This is a genomic window from Orientia tsutsugamushi (assembly GCF_900327275.1).
Lineage (GTDB): Bacteria > Pseudomonadota > Alphaproteobacteria > Rickettsiales > Rickettsiaceae > Orientia > Orientia tsutsugamushi.
In genome coordinates this window covers 1,115,630-1,139,416 of sequence record NZ_LS398548.1, presented here as the reverse complement: position 1 = coordinate 1,139,416, position 23,787 = coordinate 1,115,630, and the positions used below count along the sequence as shown (strand labels likewise).

Genomic DNA, 23,787 nt, shown 5'->3' with positions numbered 1-23,787 from the left:
GTGTTATACCTAGTAGCTAGCGATGGTAAAAAAATATATGCAGTAGCTAGAGGCATAATCTCTGAAGATAAAATTATCGACAATATTCTAGCAATCGATAGATATTATCATAAATTGGAGACTAGATGAGCATCAGAATTAGAGTTTATGCTATTACAATGCTATTATTGCTACAAGCTCCAGTATCACTGGCTTGGAATATCGAAAACGTATTTCAAGGAATGAGTGTTAATGTTACTAGATCTGGATCATATCAAGATCAAGCGGCTGGATATTATGCAGCTGGTGGATTGTCTGCTCGAACAAGCCAAACATCCTTTCAGCCATTTGCTATAACTCCACCATCTTTAAACATGAGCTGTAGCGGTATTGACGCCTATCTTGGTAGCTTCTCTGTTATTTCTGGAGAAGAATTAGTTCAACTAATGAAAAACATTGGTTCTCAAGCTAAAGTTTATGCATTTTCATTAGGATTAAAAACATTTGCTCCACAGATTGAGAACGCTCTCAAGGACTTGCGTAATCTAGCAATGGAGATGAATCAATTTGCCAAAGGAGATTGTGAATTAACAAAAGCATTATTTGCTACAGCTTTACCAAGAAACTGGGCTATGAGAGAAGCTGTTTGCCGTGATATACAGTCACAAAGTGGATTTGATTATTTTGCTGCTAGTAAAAAATGTCGTAATGATTTAGCTCAAAAACAAGCTCTGCGACAAGCACAAAATAAGGATTCAGAGCTAATGCTAGAATGATTATAACATCTTCACTAAAGCAGCAGCAAAGGTTGGAATACCATCAGATATGCATGATTCAATCATGTCTATGACTGGCACTATCGTGGTTACAAACAATAATGTACACTTTTATGACTCATTAGCTCAGGATGAAAAAAGTTGGATTAGTCATTTAAAAGGCGGAGAATCAGCCTCGATTTACAGTTGTGATAATGTCAGTTGCTTGCATCCAAGCTTGCGACGAAATATAACAATATCACCAGAGCAGTCTTATGCAGGTAAAGCTAAACAACAATTGACTAATCTAAAAAATAAGTTTGATTATAATACTGAATTTAGTAACCATGAAATAGCCTTTTTATCTTCGATTGGAGATATATTTCCAATTTATGATTATATCACATTAGAATCTATTTCTGGTATATCAAAAAGTATTTCTGAGCAGTTTGTATTATTTTGTAATTGAAAGATATGTGCAGCTTAAGCTAGCAATTGGTGAGCATTTTTATGATATCGATCAAATAGGCATTAAGTTTTATAGTTTAAGGTTTAAAAAATGGATGCACCTCAATGCTCAAGACTTTTTGCATGAGTTTTATACAGGCCAACATGGATTTAAAATACAGCAATTATGGGAATTCCTAATCAATTCAGCATTGTTAGAAAGCTTAATTGTTTTTGCTATTGGTGTGATAATCTCAATTGTTTTCTTTACATCTCAAGGCAAAAACACGATTATTAAGGCCAAAATTAGAGGCGCTGAAATACCTATCTAAAATGCTAAAAAGCGCTAAAAAGGCCTCAAAAATCTGTTTTGCAGGCTTGCCATTAGTAAAGAATAGTGAAAGGCTGCACATTCTGATTACTGGAACAACAGGTACTGGTAAAACCAATATGCTTAATGAACTGCTACCACAAATTCGATTACACAAAGATCGAGCAATAATTGTAGACACAACTGGAACTTTTATTGATAGATTTTTTGATCCTAAATGTGATAAGCTGCTTAATCCTTTGGAAAAAAATAGTTGACCTATTTCGAAACTGGTTAAAGTAGTTCAAAATTATAAATGCCAGAGATCAAATTAAATCTAAGAGAGAATCTTTTACGTCTATTTCGATATTTGTCAGCAATAATTTTGAAGCGTTTTAGCGCACCAATAACGTTTTCATTTACAACTCTTTCTCCTGCGAATCTACCGATTATTCTTTTTATCATTTTTAGTTAAAGGATTTTTCTTGCTTTTTTTCTTTGGTAATTCAGAATTATTGTGAATTTTTTGTATGCCTTGATATCCTGTATCAGTAATCACTTTTACCTTAGGATGGATAAGAATTTTGGATTTCTTAAATAATCTAAAGTCATGTTTTTTACCGTTAGAAAAATCTGTACATATTACTTGGCGCGTTTTCTTATCTACCACTATTTGAGTTTTTAGTGTATGCCTTTTCTTCTTTCCTGAATAATAGAATTTTTGTTTTTTTTAGGTCTTTCTATAGGACTCTCAGTATCATCAATCAAGACTACTTCATAATTCATATCACTCTTCATTAAAGCTTTACGGCCTGGAAGAGCAAAGTTTGCGTGTTTAACTAGGGTGTCTTCTACCCATTTTACAGCTTTATATGCTGAACTTTCACTAATTCCATAGTTCTGACCTATATGGAAATAAGTACGGTATTCTCTAAGGTATTCTAACACCATCAGCAACTGTTCCTCCAAATTGAGCTTATTTTTACGTCCACCTTTTGATTTCTTAAGACCATCAGCTTTCCTCAAAATATCCACCATCTTTGAAAATGTCCTCTTCCTTACTCCTGTTAATCGACGAAATTTTTCATCCTTTAACTCTTTAATCTGATCTAATTTCATTATTACTTCAAATTAGATTTTTATAACACCATTCTACATCATTCTCTAGTTTCAAAAGAAGTCTAGTGAACAATGGTTGCCTTGGAATGATTGTTTTGAAGCAGCTGATTTTCATGATATAGCGAGTAGTTTTAGTAATTATACTCCTAAACTTGATGACTTTTTTGCTAAAAATGCTGAATTAGTTTTGTCTGAAGCATTGAAGCTATATCAGGATGATAAAGATATCATAAAATTAATTCATACAATCATTTACTCTGATAATAGACAATTTGCAAAAGCTTTTAGAAACACAGCTGTATCAGGTATTATAAGCGAAAGCGCGCTCGAAACTTCTGCAGGAATTCAATCTACTCTTGGAAAGAATATTACTTCGCTACAATATTTAAAGCCTGGAGGTAGTTTTAGCATCAAGGAATGGTTTAGTAACTCAAATGAAACTGGCTGGCTATTTATCACAGCTAACCCAAATCAAAGAGCTACTTTATGCCCACTTATTTCAGCTTGGATAAGCATAGCTATCAAGGCTTTGATGTGTAGAAATCCTAATCATGATAACAAAAACATGTGGTTTATACTTGATGAACTGCCAGCTCTACAAAAAGTTTCGTCTTTACCAGTTGCTTTGGCTGAAAGTAGAAAGTATGGAGGCTGCTTTGTTGCTGGATTGCAGAACATTCATCAATTAGAAGCAATATATGGGGCTGCTGAATGTGCTTCTATGCTGGATTTGTTTAATAGTAAATTTATTTTTCGAGTTAGTGATCAGGTTACAGCTTATAAATCAGCATTAACACTAGGTGAGCAAGAGATAATTGAAACTCAAGAGAACTTGTCATATGGATCAAATACTATGCGAGATGGAGTAAATATGAATAATGTTGAGCGTAAAAAGATTTTAGTTATGCCATCTGAAATTATGAACCTACCAGACCTAACTTGTTATGTAAAGCTTGCTGGTAACTTTCCTATCACAAAACTAACTATGCAGCTACAAAACTTAAATACAGCTTTTGTTTGTGAATATAAATTGCTCAAAAAACTTAAGTTAGTAGAGTATTAATTCGAAAAATTAATACTCTATGTTATTTTTTAAATTAATCACTTCTTCTTTTGACAATCCAGTATTTTCAGAAATAAATTCAACTGAAAAGCCAGCTTTTAATAAGTTCCTTGCAAGCTCTTGTGCGGCTTCAGCTCTGCCTTTAGCTATGCCTTCAGCTCTGCCTTTAGTCTCGCCAATCTCTATACCTTCATCAATATATTTTGCAGCAATAGTTCTCATAATATTACCTTTTTCTTCTTCAGATAAATACTTAGCCAGAACCTGCTCTAATTCTGGTTGCTGACTCTCTAGTAATTTAGTATCAGTATACCATAAAAATGATCTTAGGTAAATATAGCCTTTTTCTTTATCAAGTATTAAAACATGTTTGAACTTTATTAGAAACTCTTCCCAAAGCTTTAACATATCTCGTTGATGAATGTGCTTTAGCATATATTCGAGCATTCCTTGTATGATAAAAATAAGTGAAATTGCAATAAAATAAAAGATTATAGCAATAGCACAAAAGAAAGCTAGTATACAGTAGCGTTCCTAAGGCTAATAGCCTGTTCTATAGATAAGTAACTAGCTTTTTTAATTAAAAACCGGACGGTATTCTTAGGCAAAAAGCCTGTATTTACAAGGTTGGTTTTGAGATATTTAACATAAAATTTGGTGATTATGAATAGTATAATTGTAGGAATTGACGTTTCTAAAGAGACATTTGATGCAGCTGTGTTAATTAATAATAAAGTTCAAACAAGAAAATTTAATAATAATTCTGAAGGGTTTAACAAATTAGTAACATGGTTAAAAAGCAGAGGAACTGGACATGTTTGTATGGAAGCAACAGGTATCTACTGGAAAAATTTAGCTAAATATCTGTACGATTATGGTTATAAAGTAAGCGTAGTAAATCCTGCCCGTATTAAAGGTTTTGCAATGAGTAAACTTAGTCGTACAAAAACAGATAAAGCAGACAGTGTATTAATAGCAGATTTTTGCAAAGCAATGAAACCGGAAGCATGGTATCCACAGCCTCTTTATATTCAAGAACTACAGCAGCTAGTTAATCGCCTGAATGTTTTAATTAAGCATAAAACACAAGAAACAAATAGATTAGAAGGAGCTTCTAAAGCAATTGCTAATAATATTCAAATGCATATTGAATTTCTTGAAACACAAATTAAAGAAATTGAACAACTAATCAATGACCATATTAAAAATAACAAAGATCTTCATAATAAGGCTATGTTACTTGAGTCAATACCAGGCATAGGAGCAAAAACACAGGCTGTAGTTCTTGCTTTTTTAGCAGATATTGAGAAATTTAGTTCTGCTAAACAAGTTGTAGCTTTTGTAGGTCTTAATCCTAAGCATCGTCAATCTGGCAGTTCCGTGCGGGGGGCTAGTATAATCTCTAGAACTGGTAATTCAGATCTACGTAAGTCTTTTTATATGCCTGCTATGTCTGCCTTAAGACATAATTGTATTATCAAGCAATTTTCTCAACGTTTGTCTGATACTGGCAAACCCAAAATGCTTATCCTTATTGCCGCTATGCGTAAGTTATTACATATCATTTATGGTGTTTTAAAGCATAATTCTCCTTTTAATCCTAATGTTTTAATCAATCAGAAATAATAATTTTATAAAAACTTACATCTTTTTTATAAAATTATTATTTCTTTTCTTGATTCTTATCACGGTATCTATATGCTTTTTTCTAACAATTTCATCATTCGACATACTTTGCAAATCGACTAATTGATAGTCAGAAGTCATTAATTGCTTAGCTATCATTGAATCTGTAAATAAATTCCACAAATTCCTAGGTGCGTTGTAGACTTTTTTGCCGTTGTAGATCACTAAATTATACACTAATGGTAATTTAGCTTTTTCTTTCTTATGCCTTTCGCACAATAACAATGTGTATCTCCATAACCGCAGAGCTGTCCAATAATCGACGGTTGATTGAGCTTCAATTAATATATAAATAAAAGCATTGCCATGTTTTTTGGTTGCAACTTTATAGACGATATCACTGTATTTTTTCTTTAACGATTCTTCTATATAACTCTCTTGCTCTACTTTTATTTGTGATAAATCTATTAAACTCTTGAAATCGCTTGGTAAATAATACTCTAGAAATTCTTGTGCAGCAACTGGATCGCTCATGATTGTCTTTGCCAATGAATCATGCTTTAATTGTTTTGTCATATTTTTTCACTCTATAGTTTTTTAAATAAAAAATGCTGTGTCATACTCTGCCTAGTGTTTCGGACATAATCCTGGTTGTATATTAGTTTGTATTGATTCAATTTTTTCATTAAGTTTTCTTATTTCAGGGCTGATAATATTTCTAACAGCATATAATCCTTGAGTTTTTAATACATTATTGAAGTCATTTTTGACTGTACAGACTACTGCTTCCTTATCCTCCAGAACTTTTTCAGCTTTTTCAGTATTTACGTCATTTTTAACTGCTAGAATGATCTTTTCTTTTGGGCCAGGATTATAGTTTTGCAAATTTTCGGCTTCAATTGCACATAAGATTTTTCCTTCGACTCCAGCTTGCCTAATGGTTAACGCTGTTTCAATATCCTTTGTAATGATTGTTACAGGTGAGTATTTTGAATTCTGTTGAGCAATTTCAGCAAATGACCCACTAATTGTACCAACAGATTTTTCAGCTACATCAGCTTTATTACATGTTTTTGAATTCAGAGCTAATATCTTAGCTCCAGTAATTTCATCTTTGTCATTTTTAACAAAAATAGTGAGTGCAGGCCAGGATTTTTGAGTCTCTTCATCAAAAACCATATTTGCCCTTAAATTATGAATTATTAAAGATTTTTGAACTATAAATTCCTGTATGGTTTTCTGAATATTTATTAACTACTATCGTTTCCACCTTAGCTTCCTCTTCTTGTTTAAAGTAGTATAGAGATGACGATTTATTATACAATTCTTTAACATTCGTAATATCATTTTGTTTTGCTATACTATTATTTTCTGTTTGAGTAAGTTTGGTTGTTTCAACTGCCTTAGTCAGTTTAGTAATTTCAGGTTCTATAATAGACTTCTTTCGAAACTAGAGAATGATGTAGAATGGTGTTATAAAAATCTAATTTGAAGTAATAATGAAATTAGATCAGATTAAAGAGTTAAAGGATGAAAAATTTCGTCGATTAACAGGAGTAAGGAAGAGGACATTTTCAAAGATGGTGAATATTTTGAGGAAAGCTAACGGTCTTAAGAAATCAAAAGGTGGGCGTAAAAATAAGCTTAATTTGGAGGAACAGTTGCTGATGGCCTTAGAATACCTTAGAGAATACTGTACTTATTTCCATATAGGTCAGAACTATGGGATTAGTGAAAGTTGAGCATATAAAGCTGTAAAATGGGTAGAAGACACCCTAGTTAAACACCCAAACTTTGCTCTTCCAGGCCGTAAAGCTTTAATGAAGAGTGATATGAATTATGAAGTAGTCTTGATTGATGCTACTGAGAGTCCTATAGAAAGACCTAAAAAAAACAAAAATTCTATTATTCAGGAAAGAAGAAAAGGCATACACTAAAAACTCAAATAGTGGTAGATAAGAAAACGCGCCAAGTAATATGTACAGATTTTTCTAACGGTAAAAAACATGACTTTAGATTATTTAAGAAATCCAAAATTCTTATCCATCCTAAGGTAAAAGTGATTACTGATACAGGATATCAAGGCATACAAAAAATTCACAATAATTCTGAATTACCAAAGAAAAAAAGCAAGAAAAATCCTTTAACTAAAAATGATAAAAAGAATAATCATAGGTTAGCAGGAGCAAGAGTTGTGAATGAAAACGTTATTGGTATGCTAAAACGCTTCAAAATTATTGCTGACAAATATCGAAATAGACGTAAAAGATTCTCTCTTAGATTTAATTTGATCTCTGGCATTTATAATTTTGAACTACTTTAACCAGTTTCGAAATAGGTCTATTGTTAACAAACTAAGTGGAAAATTAGAGATAAAGAGCGAGGCAAATAAGTTCACAGCTATTACTTGCGATATACCAGTACAACTTAATTAAAAGATATGGAAGCATTTTATGAGTCATACTATAAAATCTGGAGATTTTGGTATTCAAGAAAAAGTAAATAGTACTATTATAGCGCTTAAGCCATTCACAGAAAATAAAGGAATAAATCTTAGCTGCAATTTTAAAAATGATATAAAAGATTTAATCATTGTAAATAGTACTCAAATACAGAAAGTACTAACACTATTAATTGGCAATGCTACTAATAGTCAATGCAGAGAAATTAGCGTTGAAGTTGATTTGCTGCCTTCTGCAAATCAAAAGACAAATTATAGAATATTACAATTAATTGTTTTTGATAACGGAATTGGAATTTCAGATGAAAAAGTGAAAAAGATAAATAATGAGCTCAGAAACTTACATATCAAAAGCTATGCAGTACTAGAATCTGAATTACTACTCGTTAAACCGTTTATACATGAAATGACTGGAAAAATTAAACTAGAAAGTAAGCAAGATCAGTATACAGCTTTCACGTGTAGTATACCTATAGAAGTTCGTTGAGAAACTGAAAATTAGAATTATTAATGGAGATGGAGGAAATAATGTTAGCATTTTTAAATTGTGAACATATCAATAAACTACTTGATAAGCTGGACTTGATTAATCATAGTGTTGATAAACGCATTAATCTTGATAAAGTTAAAAAAGCTATATTTTATGTAAAAAAATATCATGGCAATCAAAAGCGAGATACAGGAGAACCTTATTATATGCATCCATTAGAAGTAGCGCTCATGGTTGCAGACTACAGCTTTAAAACGGATACGATTATTACAGCAATACTACATGATACCATCGAAGACACAACACTAACTAAAGAAAAGATAGCAATCGAATTTAATGATAACATTGCCGAGCAAGTTCTAGCTCTTACAAGAAACAGAGGTGGTAAGAAAACCAGTTCCATGAAAATGATTCAAACATTAGTGAATCAAGATAAAGTAGAGCTATTACTAATCAAACTATTGGACCGATTGGATAATATTAAAACTATATTCATAAAGCCAGCCAAAAGAAGACAAGAAATCATACTAGAAACGCAGCAAGAATTTATACCTCTTGCTGAATACCTTAAATTACCAGAGATTGCTATAAAGCTAAATAAATACTGTGAGCGTTATGCTACCTAATAAACTAAAGTTTAATAGGTGGTTAATGTAGTGAATTGCAGAAATTAAAATTCAATAAGAGAATGTTCATATAAGTTATTTTGTTGTATAATTTAAAAAGAATAGAAAATATGAAAAACATATGCATTTATCAAGATTTCTAGATCCAAAGAATGATGTAGCATTTAAAAAGATATTTGGATCAGAAAAAAACAAGGACATACTAATACATTTTCTGAACGATATATTGTTGTTTGAAGGGAATAGAAAAATAATAGAAGTAGAGTTTTTAGGAACGATATTAGATGCAGACATAGCGTCCAAAAAAGAATCAATAGTAGATGTTTTGTGTAAAGATAAAAACGGTGCGCAATATATAATAGAAATGCAAGTAGATCCTACACAAGGATTTGAAAAAAGAGCACAGTATTATGCAGCAAAGGCATATGGCAGGCAACCAAATAGAGGAAAGGAAGGAAAATACTCAGACCTAAAGGAAGTTATATTTATAGCTATAGCAGATTATAAATTGTTTCCAAACAAAGAAGACTATATATCAAGGCATGTAATATTGGATAAAAAGACATATGAGCATGATCTAAAAGACTTTTCATTTACCTTTATAGAATTACCAAAATTTAAAAAAGATAGAGTGGAAGAGTTAAATAATATAACAGAGAAGTGGTGCTATTTTTTTAAACATGCAAAAGAAACAACATTAGATGGATATAATAAAATAATAGGTGAAGATTTAATAATAAAAAGAGCGTATGAGGCATTAGATCAGTTTAATTGGAGCGAAGATGAACTAATAACCTATGAACAAGAGTTAAAGCGTATATGGGATAATAAAGCAGTCGAAGATTATAAACTCGAACGCGCTAAAGCTGAAGGCATAAAGCTCGGTGAGGCTAAAGGTAAAGCTGAAGGTAAAGCTGAAGGTAAAGCTGAAGGTAAAGCTGAAGGTAAAGCTGAAGCAAAAAAAGATTTTGCAATAAAATTATTGAAATCTGAATTATCAGTTGAGACAATTGCTGAATATACGGATTTATCAATACAAGAAGTATTAAATTTAAAAAATAGTGTAAAATAATAAGAAATATACAACACGAAATCTTACTTTTGATGTGTTGTATGCTACTTCTATTAGATGCTTTATATCACACTACAAGTTCTATACTATACTAAACATTGAGAAGCCTATTCTTTGGCCTCAATGTCCTTAACATGGCCGCACCATTCTTGACGAAAGCTATTCCATTTTAAGCCATGAAGGCGAATATGGCGCTTAGTGTTTTCGTCTGGTTCAGAAGCAAATTTTAAAATCACAGCAGCTTTATTTTGCTGTTCTTTATCAAAAATATCTTTACCGATTGTAGTCCAATGATTCTGAACATTTGGATGTAAAGATAGCTGGTTCAAAAAAAAGTAGCATTATTTTTTGAACTCTAAGATTTTTGATATATAGTCATTTACAATGAAGTTTGCGTATAAAATATCCTGTTAGTAAATCTTATGATGCTATTGTCGCTTTTTTTATGCTCAAACCTCATTGTAAATGACTATAGTCTATAATCTGGAATAATAAAACATTCTTAACTTATGAACATGTGACTCTGTACCTTGATTCTAAAAATTAATCAGTTATGATGCGGAGATTGCTTTTTTTAATTTTTTTTGTAAGTTCATTTGCTAACTGGTATGCGTACACATTTTTCTATTGCATTTCTAGCTTTTTTAAAACATTGCTAATATAAGGTGCTATTAAACCTGGATTATACTTAATAGCTAACTCAAAATTCTTTATTGCCTTTTCACGTTGTCCTAATTGCTTCAAAGTATCTCCTTTATTCATATAAGCTTCCGCCGAATCTGGATTATACTTAATAGCTATATCATAATTCTCTATTGCTTCTTGATATTGACCTAATTCGTTTAAAGCCATTCCTTTATTAATATAAGCTTCTATACAATCTGGATTACACTTAATAGCTACATCATAATTTTTGATTGCTTTTTGATAGTTTCTTAACTGAAAAAATGAATTCCCTTTATTAAAATATTTGTCTGTTAGCATATCTTTAGCCTAAATTAAATACTGTTATATGAGCAGATTATTTTGATGCAACAGATGTAACTGTATTAATAATACTGTCATATATTTTATATGATTTATAAAAATTCCCCTTTAAATTTTTGATTAGCTGTGATAATTGCTAAATCAAATGTGCTGTTACAAATTTTCTTTTTTACATCCTTATTTTTAATACTATCAGAGATTTCATCAAAATTCTTTATTTTTTTTATTATTACCATCAGTTATGTTACTCTGAAATTCTTACTCTATATTTTCTATCAGTAGTAATATTGCTAGCTGTGCATATAGTTTGAACTATTATCTAAGATACAAGCTCAAGTTTATACTGAACATTGAGAAGGCCATTCTTTAAGGACTCAATGTCCTTAACATGGCCGCACCATTCTTGACGAAAACTGTTCCATTTTAAGCCATGAAGGTGAATGTGGCGCTTAGTGTTTTCGTCTGGTTCAGAGGTGAATTTTAAAATCACAGCAGCTTTATTTTGCTGTTCTTTATCAAAAATATCTTTACCTATTGTAGTCCAATTGATCCTGAACATTTGGATGTTGTGTTAAAGTTTCTTTTAGTGAAACAATAGCACCAAATAAAGTGTTTGCTGATAAGTGATCAAGATTAGCTTTAGCAACTAATCCACCCATTTCGATAAGACGTCGAGTACGCATTTTACGTTCTTTAATTTTAAGGTTAACCTCATCCATGATTAGCTTAGCCTTTTTTTGTTGAAGAGTAATTTTTTGCTGCATAAGATTTGCTGTGTTAGTAATTCAAAAAGATAAAAAAATCAGGCAAGAATATATCAAAATAAAATCTCAGTAAAGAAAAAAACCGTACCTACCAAACCAACATCAAATAATTATAGTCAAAAAAACTTGAATTCAGGTTAGAAGCTTCATTAAAGAATAAGCTTACGCAATACGTAAACTTGAAAGTTTACTGCTAAAAAATGAGTACTCATTAACCGATTGAATGTTAAAAAAAAAGAAGTTTATGCTAGCAAAATCAAAAAAACCATGCTAACTTAAAACTCAGGTGAGAATTGGTATTGAGATGGCTATACAGTTTGCAAGGATTGAATTTTTTACGTAGAAGTGCAGGAGGTGATAGTTGTCGTAAGGCAGCATATAATGCAAGAACTATTGTTAAAAATAAGCAGACAGGTATAAGGTATAACTTCTCTCGTAAGAAAGATAACGTATATCATACAGTGCTGATACCGGATTATGTAAATCAAGACTTCAAGAATATTCAAACATTAATGAATGAGGTAGAACGAACAGAAACAAGAGAAAATAGTAAGTTGTTGAAGGATATAGTAATAGCATTGCCAGACGAGAAGGAGCTAAATTTAGAGCATAGAATAGAACTAACTCATCGAATAGTTGATGCAATGGAATGGGTGCAAAATGGTCTTGGAGTACAGATAGACATTCATAAGCCTCAAATAGGAGATAAAAACTGGCATGTGCATATATTGGTTACTACAAGAAGATTTAAAGAGAATGGTGAAGAATTGGGTGATAAAGCTGTTGACTTAGAGGCTAAATTTATAACAGTAAAAGGTCAGTGGCGTATTATTAAAGATTCCAAGATGATTCATGAAATAGCAAAAGAAGAAACTAATGCATATTTCGCTGAATTAGGCTTACCATATAGAGTTGACGAGACAAGCGAAGTACCTGGAAAGCATATTGGACCTCGTAGAATTAGGAATTTAATTAATGAAGTATTAAATGAAAATGAGTTACGTAAAGAGGCTCATTTGAAGATTATTAATGATGCTGACGTAATAACAGATTCTATAACACATTACAAATCTATTTTTACTAAGCAGGATGTTGAAAAAGCAGTAAAAGATATACCAGATCCAACAGCAAGAGAACAGTTAGTTCAGCAAGTGCTTAGTTCAAATAGAATACTAGAGTTATACCATGATGATGGTGAAAGTAGCAAATATTTTACGACAATTGAGGTTCGAAATGAGGAGACGAGAATAATCAGAATAGCTAATAAAATCAATAATCAGGTTTATTACAACGATATTTACAATCTTAAAAGTGATATCGAAGGTCTAGCAAATGTTAGTGAAGAACAGAAACAAGCTCTAAGGCATATTTTGCTTAGCACTAGTGGAGTTAGAGTCTTAAGAGGAAGAGCTGGTACAGGAAAATCTTATGTTTTAATAAAAGCGCATGAGCTCGCAACAAATCGTGGACAAAAAGTTATTGGGCTTGCTCCTACTCATAAGGCAGTATCAGAGCTGAAGAGCAAAGGTTATACTGATGTCTATACGGTAAAAGGATTTTTGTATAATCGAAAAAAAATTTTTATGCAAAATAGGTTAATAGTAGTAGATGAAGCTGGAATGGTAGGTACTAAAGCTTATGCAGAGCTGTTTAGAGTAGTTAGAAACAATAATTGTCAACTGATACTTGCTGGAGATGAAAAGCAGTTAGCTTCAATAGAAAGAGGCGGAATGTTTGAGATGCTGAGTAATATTTTTGGTTCACATGTTTTAGTAAATATTCGAAGACAAAGTAAAAACTGGAGCAGAAAAGCAGCAATGGAGTTTGCTGAGAGTAATATTTTAAGCGGTATAACCTTACTGAGGCAAAATAACTGCGTTAGGTTTGATAATACGTTGCAGGACTCAATGAGTAAGTTGATTTATGATTGGAGTTTGAGCAAATTTAAACCACATGAAAAATTGGTAATTACAGTACGTAATAAAGATGTCGACATTCTTAATTCAAGTATTAGGTCTTTGTTAAAAGCAAATGGTACGCTAAAAGGCACAGAATATGAGCGTTCTATTGATGAAAGGAAAAAGTCATATATGGCAGGAGATAGAATCGTATTTCAAAAAAGCTATAAGGATTTACAAATACAAAATAGTGAATTTGCAACTTTAACTTCGGTTAGTAAAAATAAATTTATAGCTAAGACAGACACAGGAAAAGAAGTGAGTTTTGATCCTAGTGAAATACAATTTAAACATGGCTATGCAAGTACTGTTTTAAGGTCCAGGGAGCTTCTATAAAAGATGTATACGTTTTGCATAACGGAGTAAGTAATATAAGCAGCTCATACGTAGCTATGACAAGGCATATAAAGAGCTTAAAGTTATATTGCAATAATGAAGCAACTAAAAGCATTAACAGCTTAATAAATCAGCTCAGCAGACCAAATGAGAAATCAGCTAGCATAACTCTGAAAACTGCTCATGATTTGGAGAAAGAACGGACAAAGACAACTGTTTTTAGTAAAATTGAAAACTGGTTTAAGTCTATAATCAATGATATCAATGATAGATCTCATGTGAATGAAGAATATTATCATTTTACCGCTAAACCAGAGCAAGAAGCTAAAGTAGAAAAAGTCCAGCAAGAGAATAGCATAAAGCAATGCACCACCAAAGATATTTCTACTCCATTATTTATGCATATCAAAGAACAAAGACAATATGATTATGATGTAACCATTCTGTAAGCAGAAGGAAAAACGATATCAAGTTTTCAGGAAGCTGGCATTGATAGCAGAATGGTATATAGCTCAAATGTAAATAATTTAAAGTATTATCAGCCATTTCAAGGAGAAAAGATTCTTATAGCTGCAAATAATGATAAACAAAATAAAGAATATGTAAGCACTATAAACGAGGCTGCAAAAGTACTGACAAGCAAAGGAGCAATTACTAGCATCGTAATTCATTCAGAAGGTGAAGATTTTAACGAAATGCTAAAAAATAAAGGAGCAATAGCTGTTAAGGAGCTTATGATACCTGAAATCATGAAGTTAATTAATACTCAGAACGTAAAAACAGAGTCTGAACAAGTGGTGAAAACTAACATAGCTCCAAAAATTGGAGTTAGACGGTAGTGCTGAAGATTTGAAACAAATAACTATATCAGGTTTCTATGTTAACTACTTCTTCTCCAGATAAACTACAGAAAAAACATTTTTTATCATTACCGTCAATAGTTTTATACTCATGCTGAAGCTCTTTCAAAACAGGGTTGTCTAAATATTCATATATTTTATGTGTATCATAATTATTCAACTGACTAAAAGTTATAGACTTATGTGACTCTTCATCCAGAGTTTCGCTATATTGAGTTTTTGATAAAGGATTATTAGGAACGATATGATACTGCTGATTCAGTATTATAGAGATTTTTTCTTTACAGACTCCTTCAAGTAATTTTTTTCTATTAGTTCCATTCTCAATTGTTCTTGCAACTTCAGGTCCATATAGAGGAAATTCTTGTTTAGAATTTTTATACCAATCTAGAACTTCAAGATTATTTGCATATCTTGCTAGCACGTTAGTATTATTTGGTAACAAATACATACTATATATAGTTTTATCGCTGCTACCAATCTTAATATTTTTCATCTTTTGTATTTCTTGTTCACATCTTTGAGCTAATTCGTTTAAATTTGGTGAGTTTTGTATAAAATCTGTATTCCGTGTAACAATTTTTGAGTTAATATCTTTACTAAAGTGTCTTAGCTTTACAGCATGAGTTATGAATAATTCAACAACTTCTTTTTCATATGTATTTAATTCATTATTATTAATAATATCAATATAAAGATAGTCCTGTAATTCGATTTCAAGATTATGACTCAACAAAAGCTTTACACTTTCCATGTGACATCTTGCAGCAGCATAATGCAAAGCAGTATTTCCCCAAATATCCTGTAAATTACTAATTTTAGAATTATACTTTAACAGTAACTTTATACTACCTATGTTGCCATGTGCAGCAGCATAATGCAAAGCTGTCCAGTTATCTTCATCAAGTAAATTGATAACACAAGGATTATGCTTTAACAAAAACTTTATAATCTTTGTATTACCACATTCTGCAGCATAATGCAAAGCAGTATTTCCACAAATATCCTGTAAATTACTAATTTTAGAATTATACTTTAACAGTAATTTAACACTACCTATGTTACCATGCAAAGCAGCATAATGTAAAGCTGTACATTTATTCTGATTAAGTAAATTAATAACATCAGAACTATGCTTCAATAAAAGCTCTACAATATCTGCATATCCATAGGTAGCAATATAATGTAAAGCAGTATTACCTAAATTATTCTGCAAACCTGAATCAGGATTATACTGCAATAAAAGCTTTATACTTTCTATGCGACCATTCGCAGCAGCATAATGCAAGGCTGTCCACTGATTCTGATCACATAAATTAATACAATTAGGATCATATTGTAGTAAAAGCTCTACAATACTTGTATAACCACATGCAGCAGCATAATGCAAAGCGGTATTACCTAAATTATCTTGTAAATTGATATTAGGATTATACTCCAGAATAATTTTTATAATTTCTATTTGATTACATATAACAGCATAATGTAGAGCTGTATAATTATCCTCATCTTGTAAGTTAATAATGGTATTATCTTGAGAAAAAAAACATTTTACATACTTGATATCTCCAGATATAACAGCGTCTTGTAAATCAATGCTTTTAGAAAAAAACATTTTCAACTTCTGTACAACACTATATAGCCAAGAAAGCCAATTTTTCATAAATTTTGTCACCCTAAAATATTTATCAATCTAATATATTAAATTGATAAATAAAGCAATGCGATTATTCATACTATGAATAGTGTTAGCTAATATCTAAATTTTTAGAATAGATCCTTAGGTAAAATCAGAGGATCATTTATAATAATAGCAAAACGAAATGCGAATGACCCTAATATAACAATTATAGCAGAAGGCGCCGAAACAGCATTTAGCTTGCAGCAATCAGGCATTAAAGGTAATATCATTGCTAGTGCAGGAATTGCGAATTTGAGAAATTATTCACCATTTTCTGGTGAAAAAATCATCATTGCAGCAGATAATGATAGCAAAAATCCTATAACTAATAATACTGTAATTAAAGCTGCAAAAACGTTAGAAATGAAGGGAGCGATAACTTGTATAGTCAAACCACCAGAAAATGGTGATTTTAATAATCTGTTGCAAAGTTGTGGAGACCAGTCAATTAGAGACATTAGACCTCTTTCGAAACTGGTTAATGTAGTTCAAAATTATTGCTGATAAATATCGAAATAGACATAAAAGATCCCGCCTTAGATTTAATTTGATCTCTTTCGAAAGAGGTCTAATCTCTAATCTCTTTGCTTACGCTATGTTTGTTATATTATTGCAATCTACAATCTACTCAAGGCTCGATACTTAGTATGCCAGATTAAGATAATATGTAAGAAGTAAGTCATAGAATAAAAGGTATACAAAGAATAGTCAGTTATTAAGAATTGATATTTTCTAGAAATATTTAGACTAGAAAATATTAAATACATAGTCCTGGATAATGTAACATATTAGAAGTTATAACTAAATATTGTTATTTATATACCTTATAATCATAAAAATAGCTGTAATACTTATTCTGCATGCACTCTTATGATACTGCTTATATCAAACTTATGGTTTAACCAAAGATCTATTAATGAAAGTGTTATTAGTATGTTAAAATTATTAAACATAATCCATGATGTGTACCAAAACATGTGTGAAACTTTGATTTAGATTTTTAATCTTATTCATGCTATTATAACTTTAAACCATAATGCATAGTTTCAAAAGATGTCTAAAATAAATTATTTTGAATAATTTTACCATCTGATACTAGGTTAGCTACATATGATTGACTTTAAACACCTAGTTTGCATGACTGAGATACCTTAACTTTAGCATGTTTATCTTTAAGTTTGGATTTATATCGTCTAAGTTGCTGCTCTAATTTAACACGAGCAAGATCAAAACTTGCAAAGACATCATTTGAGTATCCTGTACTATTAATAATACGGTGCTGTTTGGTAATAGGATTAACTACAATATGACATTTAAACTGGTTATGTTCTTCTTTGCTGAAATGAACATTTGGAGCCTTTAGATTATCAAAATACTTGTTAGCTACATTAATGATCTTCCTATTAACGTACTGATTTAAATTGAATTTAACAGAATTGTATTGTGGTGAGCCAGAGATTATAATATTCATAAATTCCTCCTATTTATGCTATTATAATTTAAATTGTATCATCATTAGCAAGATATGAAAAGAGTTTTATTAAAAAATTATTTTTTTGTATAAAATCTATAATATATAGTTTTGCAAAAAAATTTGAATGCTTTTATGAATAGCAGTAGAAAAACTTAGACCATAAAATATAAATTTTAGCAAATTTAAGTATATAAAATACTTATACCATACTTTAAATTTACATTTAAAATATAATACAACTCTAAATAAATGAAATTTAAATAATTACTGAAGTATTAAAGTGTATAATAATGTACTATTTAATTACAATGGGCAATATACAAAGAAATATATGCATTATAGATATGCGATTAGATTATCATTTATAGCTGTTTTTCTAACTTTAGTAGGCTTAACAGTTTATTATAGATATAATGTGATCAAATGGTATAGCCTAATTCCTGCACAAAAAAATGCAAGGAATATTGTTTCAAAATATAGAACCAAATTTTTAAATCAAAATCATAATAAAGATATTATTTCTAAACTTGTGACCAATTCTTATGATTTAAAGTTGGATTTAGACTTAAAAAATTTAGCTAAACAATCTCTTAATTTCTTTAGGGAAATTGAGTTTATGGAGTCTATAGAACAAATAACATTATATGATAATATGAAAAATATTATCATTAGATCAAAAGATGATTATGTTGCTACTAATAATGTTCGTAAAAATATAGGAATTGAAAGTCTGCTACTTTATCTAGATAAATTGCTTTTTTATACATACCAGAAACCAAATCAAAAACATACTTTTAAACATGGAACGCGCATTACAAACTGCTTTGTTGAATTTGATAATAATACATATCCTTCTAGAGCTAATACGTCTCCATTTTCTGCTAATGTATTAATTCATTGTGAAAGCCCTATTATTTTAGACCATACAGTAATTGCATTTTTAAAAATTACCTATAATGCTACACAACAATGGATGTACATAAATAATATTAGCAAACAAGTATTAACAATTCTTTTGCTAATGTCTTTAATTTTTTTCTTTATTATAAAAAGCAGTATATCTAATGTTCAGCAAATTATTAATGTTCAATTGAATGCCAATAAATATCTTGAACAAGCAAGGCAAAAAGCAGAAAAGGAAAATATAGCTAAAAACAAATTTTTAGCTAATGTTAGTCATGAACTACGAACACCGTTAAGTGCTATTATTGGACTTACAGAAATAATATTATCTAACTCTCATTGCAAAATAAACTACTACAACTATATTCGTGATATTCATAATTCTGGAAAGCACTTATTAGCAGTAATTAATGATATTCTTGATTTTTCTAAGGCTTCAGCTAACAAATTAACAGTAGAAAATGTAGCAGTAGACCTTAACAAATTGGCAGCTTCAAGTTTACGCTTGATGTATACTAAGGCTAAAAAAGCTGGTATAAAACTGATTTCTAAGTTTCCACCAGATCAAATTATTATTAATGCAGATGCTAAACGTTTAAAACAAGCCTTGTTTAACTTGTTATCTAATTCAATAAAATTTACTCCTAGTAAAGGTTCTATAACACTTGAAATTAGTATGAACGAACTAAAGTCTTTAGTTTATATAAAAGTTATTGACACAGGTATTGGTATTGCGGAACAGGATATTCCTAAAGCATTATCAAGTTTTGAACAAGTAAATAATAACCTAAGTAATCAGCGTGAAGGTACAGGATTAGGCTTACCACTAACGAAGAAGCTCATTTACTTAATGGAAGGAGATTTCGAAATAACAAGCAATATAGGACAAGGCACAACTGTTACAATAACATTTAAATATCCTTCCAGAACAATAAATTAATATTATAATGGCAAATATATAGGTTATGCTATAGGTATCTAGCATAATCAAAATGATAGAAATGTAAGAGCAAATATAGCCACACTGCTATAAAACAATTATAATAATAAGATGTCTTTATGGATGAGAGAGGTTTTGTTCATAGTACAACTAGAACTCACAGATATGCAGCAAAATGCATGAGATGTTATGGCGTTTATGATTTGTATCTATCAAAGAGAACTAATATTATAGTAGCATTAGTAGATAAATCGCTGCTAATCCCGTATCAATTCTTGACTGCAATGTTAATACTGCTATTTTTAACTGTTGAGTAGAACAGGATTTAATTCAGAAATTACCTAATAATTCTGTAGTTGTGATCGACAATATAAGTTTTCATAAACTGCCTTATTTAAAAACTATGATAGAAAAAATGTGCATATATTTTAGAGTATTTACCTCCTTATTCTCATGATTTAAATCCTATTGAAAAAAGTGGATTCAAGATAAATCAAGCAGAATGAAATATCACTATGACATAGACAACATTTTTGAAAAGTATATAACATAACTGTTTTATGTTGGTGTAGCTATAGTTATATTGAACTGTTGCTCTAATCTTATTTTCAATATATTAAACACATATCTTGTTATGTCGAACTTGTGTTTAAATGAGTATATCATTTTGGTTTTTGCTATAGTATTTTTAATAAGTAAAAAATAATCTAAGTTTAAGAATATACAAATAATTTTAATATTATAAAGAATATGGAAAAAGATTTACCTATTGCAAAGTCAGCTCCAAGTAATATTCAAGCTGAGCAAATGATACTTGGAGCAGTCCTAATTAATAATCGTGTACTATATAGCATTAATGAGTTTTTACTACCTGAACATTTTTATGAGCCATTACATGGCAAAATATACACATCGATTAATCTTATTATTAGCAAAGGAATTAGTGCTACTCCAATTTCGCTAAAAAATATGTTATGCAATGAACCTACATTTGATGAAATTGGTGGAGTAAATTATCTTGCAAAACTTACAACTTTAGCACTAAGTATTGTTAATGTAACTGAGTATGGCAGAATAGTATATGATCTGGCGTTACGACGTTATTTAATTGAAATTGGTGAAAAAATAGTTACAAATGCATATTCTTCTACTTTAGCAGATACAGCTATCAGTCAAATAGAAGCTGCTGAATCTCAATTATATGATTTAGCGTCAATAGGAACTTTAAGTAAAGGATTTATCAAATTACAAACTTCAGTTGAGGAATCATGGGAATCAATTTCTGCTGCCATCAAGAATAAAAACTCAATTAATGGTATTAGTAGCGGCTTTCTAGATCTTGATTCTAAGCTTGGAGGGTTTAAAAATTCTGATCTAATCATATTAGCAGGGAGACCTTCAATGGGAAAAACAGCTCTAGGCGCTAATTTAGCAGTGAATTCTTGCAAATATTTTTTATCATTATCTACTCAACAAAACAGTAAAGTTTCTAACATAGCTCCATCAGTTGGTTTTTTTTCTTTAGAAATGTCTTCTCAGCAAATTGCAACTCGAATCCTTGCTATAGAGTCGGAAATTGATAGTTCTTCCTTATTTAACGGGAAAATTGGTGAACAAGAAGTTAATAAGTTAAAGAATGTCCAAGATGCAATACAAAAGTGGAATTTTTACATAGATGACGCTCCTGCAATCTCAATATCAGCAATTAGATCACGAGCTCGTAGACTTAAACGTACTCATAATTTAGCAATATTATTTATTGATTATTTGCAGTTAATTAAGATTGATTCAAATAGAAGTCAATATAATAGAGTAAATGAAATTTCTGAAATTACTCAAAGCCTAAAAGCGCTTGCAAAAGAACTTAATATTCCAATAATTGCATTATCACAATTGTCTAGAGCTGTTGAACAAAGGCCTGATAAAAAGCCGTTGCTATCAGATCTAAGAGAATCAGGCTCCATTGAACAGGATGCAGATATTGTAATGCTCATATATAGAGAGGAATATTACTTATCTAGATCAGAACCAGCTCCTGGAACGCCAGAATATACGGAATGGATTGCTAAACAGGATAGATGTCATAATACTGCTGAAATAATTGTTGCTAAACACCGTAATGGGCCAGTTGGTACAGTGAAGTTACACTATACTAATCAGTATTCTAAATTTGCTAATATGGTTAAGCACTCTCTGCAAAGTTAATAAAAACCAAGATGTGAATTTAGTACTGCTAACAAAGTAATTTGAAAGATTTTAAGTAAGCAAGAGCCAACTGAAAGCAAGAAAAGAAACATACAATTTTTAATCTAAGAAAGATAGTAATAGCATATCCTGAAGAATGAAGTAGTCGTCATCAAGAAGCATCAAAAAGATAAAGTAAGTATATCAACCTTAGGATCTAGCCACAAAAATTTATAAGAAAAAAAGGGAAAGTAATAATAAATTTCTTTTGAAACTATAATAGATTAGAGTTTAAGAAAGAGATAAGTTTATAACATTATGCAAAAAGAATATTATGTTGTAGAGGTAAGGTTTTGAATTTTATTTATGCAATTCAAAACCTTAATAGTGCAAGCAATATGATTTTCTGTATTTTAGTAATTTTGCACTAACATTTTGCAATACCTATAAGATGTTTTAGTTTGCGATTACTATTTCTTTCGTTACAGAAAGCTTTGATATCTGTGCTACGATTCCTCATGCATAACATTGCACCCTGCAATTTCAACTTCTTCATGATGTTGAAGTTTTGTTAAATCATCCTTACTGCAGTACTCTAGTACCATAAATTTCATTTCTAGTGGTAAATGAAGCCAAGATGTTGAATCATCTTGATTTGGTTCGAATATCTCATCTATTGATTCTACTGCATTTTGTAACATCAAAGTTCTACTCTCAATAGCTTTTTCAATAAAAGGAGAATACGTGCAAAATTCTTTCTCAAACTTATGCCTAATATGTCTATAATTAGTGGACCTTGCTATCTTATCAAGATCAGAATCCATAAACATATCAAAAAGAGATGTATTTTCACTTTCACAAACAATTGTGTCTTTCATCTTTTGAATTTCTTTCTGGCAGTTCTGCCAAATTTCATTTAGAGATTGGTTTTTATCTATAAGATATTTATTGGATTTAAACCATTCTGATTCAGCTGTAAGATATTTATTGTATTTAAACCATGCTGGCTGTGTTGTTGTACTTTCTTCTTTGTTACAATGTTCTCTCATAACAAGATGAGCAATACATGATGTTATTATTTTTTGCTTTTGCTCTGTAGGTTGATTTAGAAAAGAATTGCAAATCTTTTTAAAAGGAGTAGTACCAGCTGTATTAGGTACATTGAGACTACATCCATTAGTTAACAAAAGATCTATAATTTCAAGATTGGGTTTAATCATAGCAACGTGCAAAGCAGTATTACGAAAAGCGTCTGGATAATTACCATTAGCCCCATAAAATAACAAAATCTTTATAATATCTATGGATTCGTTTCGAACAGCCGTATGTAGAGCTGTTTGATTCGTATTACCTGGTAAATCAATATTATTATCTGTGTGAACTACATTAGTTGTTTGAGCTGCGTGCGCTGCCAGAATCTTTACAACAGCTATATGATTTTTTTGTGTAGCTATGTGCAAAGCAGTATTAGTGAACTGACATTGTAAACTACTATCGGCTCCATGAGTTAACAGCCATTTTACAACATCTGTATGCCCTTCCTTTGCTGCACAATATAAAGGAGTATTTTTATCCTCATCTTGAAAATTAACATCTCTATTCTCTTTCAAAATGAGGCGTTTTACCTCGTTTATATCGCCCTGTTTTGCAGCATCATGTAAATCAGTATTATACATTATTAGTTCCTAAATTATATGAATATCTTTAACAAAGATATTATACATTAAATAAGTAATAATTCAATCTAAAATT

General features: G+C 30.6%; 15 protein-coding genes and 10 pseudogenes. 14 read left to right on the top strand and 11 right to left on the bottom strand.

Going from position 1 to position 23,787, the window contains the following annotated elements:
• The 3 genes and pseudogenes from DK405_RS05985 to DK405_RS15430 form a co-directional block, all read left to right on the top strand.
• The gene (locus DK405_RS05985) at nt 1-129 is read left to right on the top strand and encodes a conjugal transfer protein TraF (RefSeq protein ID WP_081420668.1); all 129 of its coding nucleotides are present in this window, start codon (nt 1-3) and stop codon (nt 127-129) included.
• Nucleotides 126-1,164: pseudogene (locus DK405_RS12775) on the top strand (conjugal transfer protein TraH); the annotation flags it as partial. The gene DK405_RS05985 and the pseudogene DK405_RS12775, both read left to right, overlap by 4 nt.
• A pseudogene (locus DK405_RS15430) lies at nt 1,157-1,766 on the top strand (type IV secretion system DNA-binding domain-containing protein); the annotation flags it as partial. The pseudogenes DK405_RS12775 and DK405_RS15430, both read left to right, overlap by 8 nt.
• Before the next feature lie 19 nt (nt 1,767-1,785).
• Here DK405_RS15430 and DK405_RS05960 read toward each other — a convergent pair.
• Nucleotides 1,786-2,610: pseudogene (locus DK405_RS05960) on the bottom strand (IS5 family transposase).
• A 64-nt stretch (nt 2,611-2,674) separates the two neighbouring features.
• Here DK405_RS05960 and DK405_RS05955 point away from each other — a divergent pair.
• Nucleotides 2,675-3,673 (top strand): annotated as a pseudogene (locus DK405_RS05955) (type IV secretion system DNA-binding domain-containing protein); the annotation flags it as partial.
• 9 nt (nt 3,674-3,682) lie between these two features.
• On the opposite strand, the gene DK405_RS05950 reads toward DK405_RS05955, so the two are convergent.
• A complete protein-coding gene (locus tag DK405_RS05950) occupies nt 3,683-4,108 on the bottom strand; it encodes an RpnC/YadD family protein (RefSeq protein WP_231967654.1) in 426 nt (141 codons plus the stop codon).
• A gap of 222 nt (nt 4,109-4,330) precedes the next feature.
• Between DK405_RS05950 and DK405_RS05945 the strand changes: the two genes are divergently transcribed.
• Entirely contained in the window at nt 4,331-5,299 is a 969-nt protein-coding gene (locus tag DK405_RS05945) for an IS110-like element ISOt5 family transposase (RefSeq protein WP_081420588.1), read from the top strand.
• A gap of 45 nt (nt 5,300-5,344) precedes the next feature.
• Here the strand turns inward: DK405_RS05945 and DK405_RS05940 are convergent.
• Together DK405_RS05940 and DK405_RS05935 are read right to left on the bottom strand one after the other, a co-directional pair.
• Nucleotides 5,345-5,875, bottom strand: a pseudogene (locus DK405_RS05940) (Rpn family recombination-promoting nuclease/putative transposase); the annotation flags it as partial.
• Between the two features lie 51 nt (nt 5,876-5,926).
• Nucleotides 5,927-6,740 (bottom strand): annotated as a pseudogene (locus DK405_RS05935) (toprim domain-containing protein); the annotation flags it as partial.
• A gap of 58 nt (nt 6,741-6,798) precedes the next feature.
• On the opposite strand from DK405_RS05935, the pseudogene DK405_RS05930 reads away from it, so the two are divergent.
• From DK405_RS05930 to DK405_RS05910, 4 genes and pseudogenes are all read left to right on the top strand, one after another.
• A pseudogene (locus DK405_RS05930) lies at nt 6,799-7,622 on the top strand (IS5 family transposase).
• A gap of 130 nt (nt 7,623-7,752) precedes the next feature.
• Nucleotides 7,753-8,247, top strand: coding sequence for a sensor histidine kinase (locus DK405_RS05920; RefSeq protein ID WP_109510620.1), 495 nt, complete (start codon nt 7,753-7,755; stop codon nt 8,245-8,247).
• A 41-nt stretch (nt 8,248-8,288) separates the two neighbouring features.
• Nucleotides 8,289-8,876 (top strand): HD domain-containing protein, encoded by a 588-nt coding sequence (locus DK405_RS05915; protein ID WP_064612772.1) that lies wholly within the window; start codon nt 8,289-8,291, stop codon nt 8,874-8,876.
• A 121-nt stretch (nt 8,877-8,997) separates the two neighbouring features.
• Nucleotides 8,998-9,948, top strand: coding sequence for an Rpn family recombination-promoting nuclease/putative transposase (locus DK405_RS05910; protein ID WP_064612773.1), 951 nt, complete (start codon nt 8,998-9,000; stop codon nt 9,946-9,948).
• A gap of 91 nt (nt 9,949-10,039) precedes the next feature.
• Here the strand turns inward: DK405_RS05910 and DK405_RS05905 are convergent.
• The 4 genes and pseudogenes from DK405_RS05905 to DK405_RS05895 all read right to left on the bottom strand — a co-directional run.
• Nucleotides 10,040-10,268, bottom strand: a pseudogene (locus tag DK405_RS05905) (conjugal transfer protein TraD); the annotation flags it as partial.
• A gap of 304 nt (nt 10,269-10,572) precedes the next feature.
• On the bottom strand, nt 10,573-10,932 hold the full coding sequence (locus DK405_RS05900) for a tetratricopeptide repeat protein (protein WP_064612774.1): 360 nt from the start codon (nt 10,930-10,932) through the stop codon (nt 10,573-10,575).
• A gap of 95 nt (nt 10,933-11,027) precedes the next feature.
• Nucleotides 11,028-11,171, bottom strand: a complete 144-nt coding sequence (locus DK405_RS12770) for a hypothetical protein (RefSeq protein ID WP_155379036.1) — start codon at nt 11,169-11,171, stop codon at nt 11,028-11,030.
• 83 nt (nt 11,172-11,254) lie between these two features.
• Nucleotides 11,255-11,654: pseudogene (locus tag DK405_RS05895) on the bottom strand (conjugal transfer protein TraD).
• Nucleotides 11,655-11,998: 344 nt separating this feature from the next.
• Between DK405_RS05895 and DK405_RS05890 the strand changes: the two are divergent.
• Nucleotides 11,999-13,993: an AAA family ATPase gene (locus DK405_RS05890; protein WP_231967653.1), complete on the top strand. Its 1,995-nt coding sequence runs from the start codon at nt 11,999-12,001 to the stop codon at nt 13,991-13,993.
• 14 nt (nt 13,994-14,007) lie between these two features.
• A pseudogene (locus DK405_RS15425) lies at nt 14,008-14,832 on the top strand (conjugal transfer protein TraA).
• Between the two features lie 28 nt (nt 14,833-14,860).
• Here DK405_RS15425 and DK405_RS05885 read toward each other — a convergent pair.
• Nucleotides 14,861-16,516 carry an ankyrin repeat domain-containing protein gene (locus tag DK405_RS05885; RefSeq protein ID WP_045912473.1) on the bottom strand — a complete coding sequence of 552 codons (1,656 nt, stop codon included), beginning with the start codon at nt 16,514-16,516 and terminating at the stop codon, nt 14,861-14,863.
• Between the two features lie 216 nt (nt 16,517-16,732).
• Between DK405_RS05885 and DK405_RS05880 the strand changes: the two genes are divergently transcribed.
• Nucleotides 16,733-17,038, top strand: coding sequence for a toprim domain-containing protein (locus tag DK405_RS05880; RefSeq protein WP_045912472.1), 306 nt, complete (start codon nt 16,733-16,735; stop codon nt 17,036-17,038).
• A 616-nt stretch (nt 17,039-17,654) separates the two neighbouring features.
• On the opposite strand, the gene hpf is transcribed toward DK405_RS05880, so the two are convergent.
• Nucleotides 17,655-18,005: a ribosome hibernation-promoting factor, HPF/YfiA family gene (hpf, locus tag DK405_RS05875; protein ID WP_052691687.1), complete on the bottom strand. Its 351-nt coding sequence runs from the start codon at nt 18,003-18,005 to the stop codon at nt 17,655-17,657.
• Between the two features lie 334 nt (nt 18,006-18,339).
• On the opposite strand from hpf, the gene DK405_RS05870 reads away from it, so the two are divergent.
• Together DK405_RS05870 and DK405_RS05860 are read left to right on the top strand one after the other, a co-directional pair.
• Entirely contained in the window at nt 18,340-19,851 is a 1,512-nt protein-coding gene (locus DK405_RS05870; protein ID WP_045912471.1) for a sensor histidine kinase, read from the top strand.
• Between the two features lie 750 nt (nt 19,852-20,601).
• On the top strand, nt 20,602-22,056 hold the full coding sequence (locus tag DK405_RS05860; RefSeq protein WP_045912470.1) for a replicative DNA helicase: 1,455 nt from the start codon (nt 20,602-20,604) through the stop codon (nt 22,054-22,056).
• A gap of 485 nt (nt 22,057-22,541) precedes the next feature.
• On the opposite strand, the gene DK405_RS05855 is transcribed toward DK405_RS05860, so the two are convergent.
• Nucleotides 22,542-23,711: an ankyrin repeat domain-containing protein gene (locus tag DK405_RS05855; RefSeq protein WP_045912469.1), complete on the bottom strand. Its 1,170-nt coding sequence runs from the start codon at nt 23,709-23,711 to the stop codon at nt 22,542-22,544.
• Nucleotides 23,712-23,787: the final 76 nt, after the last annotated feature.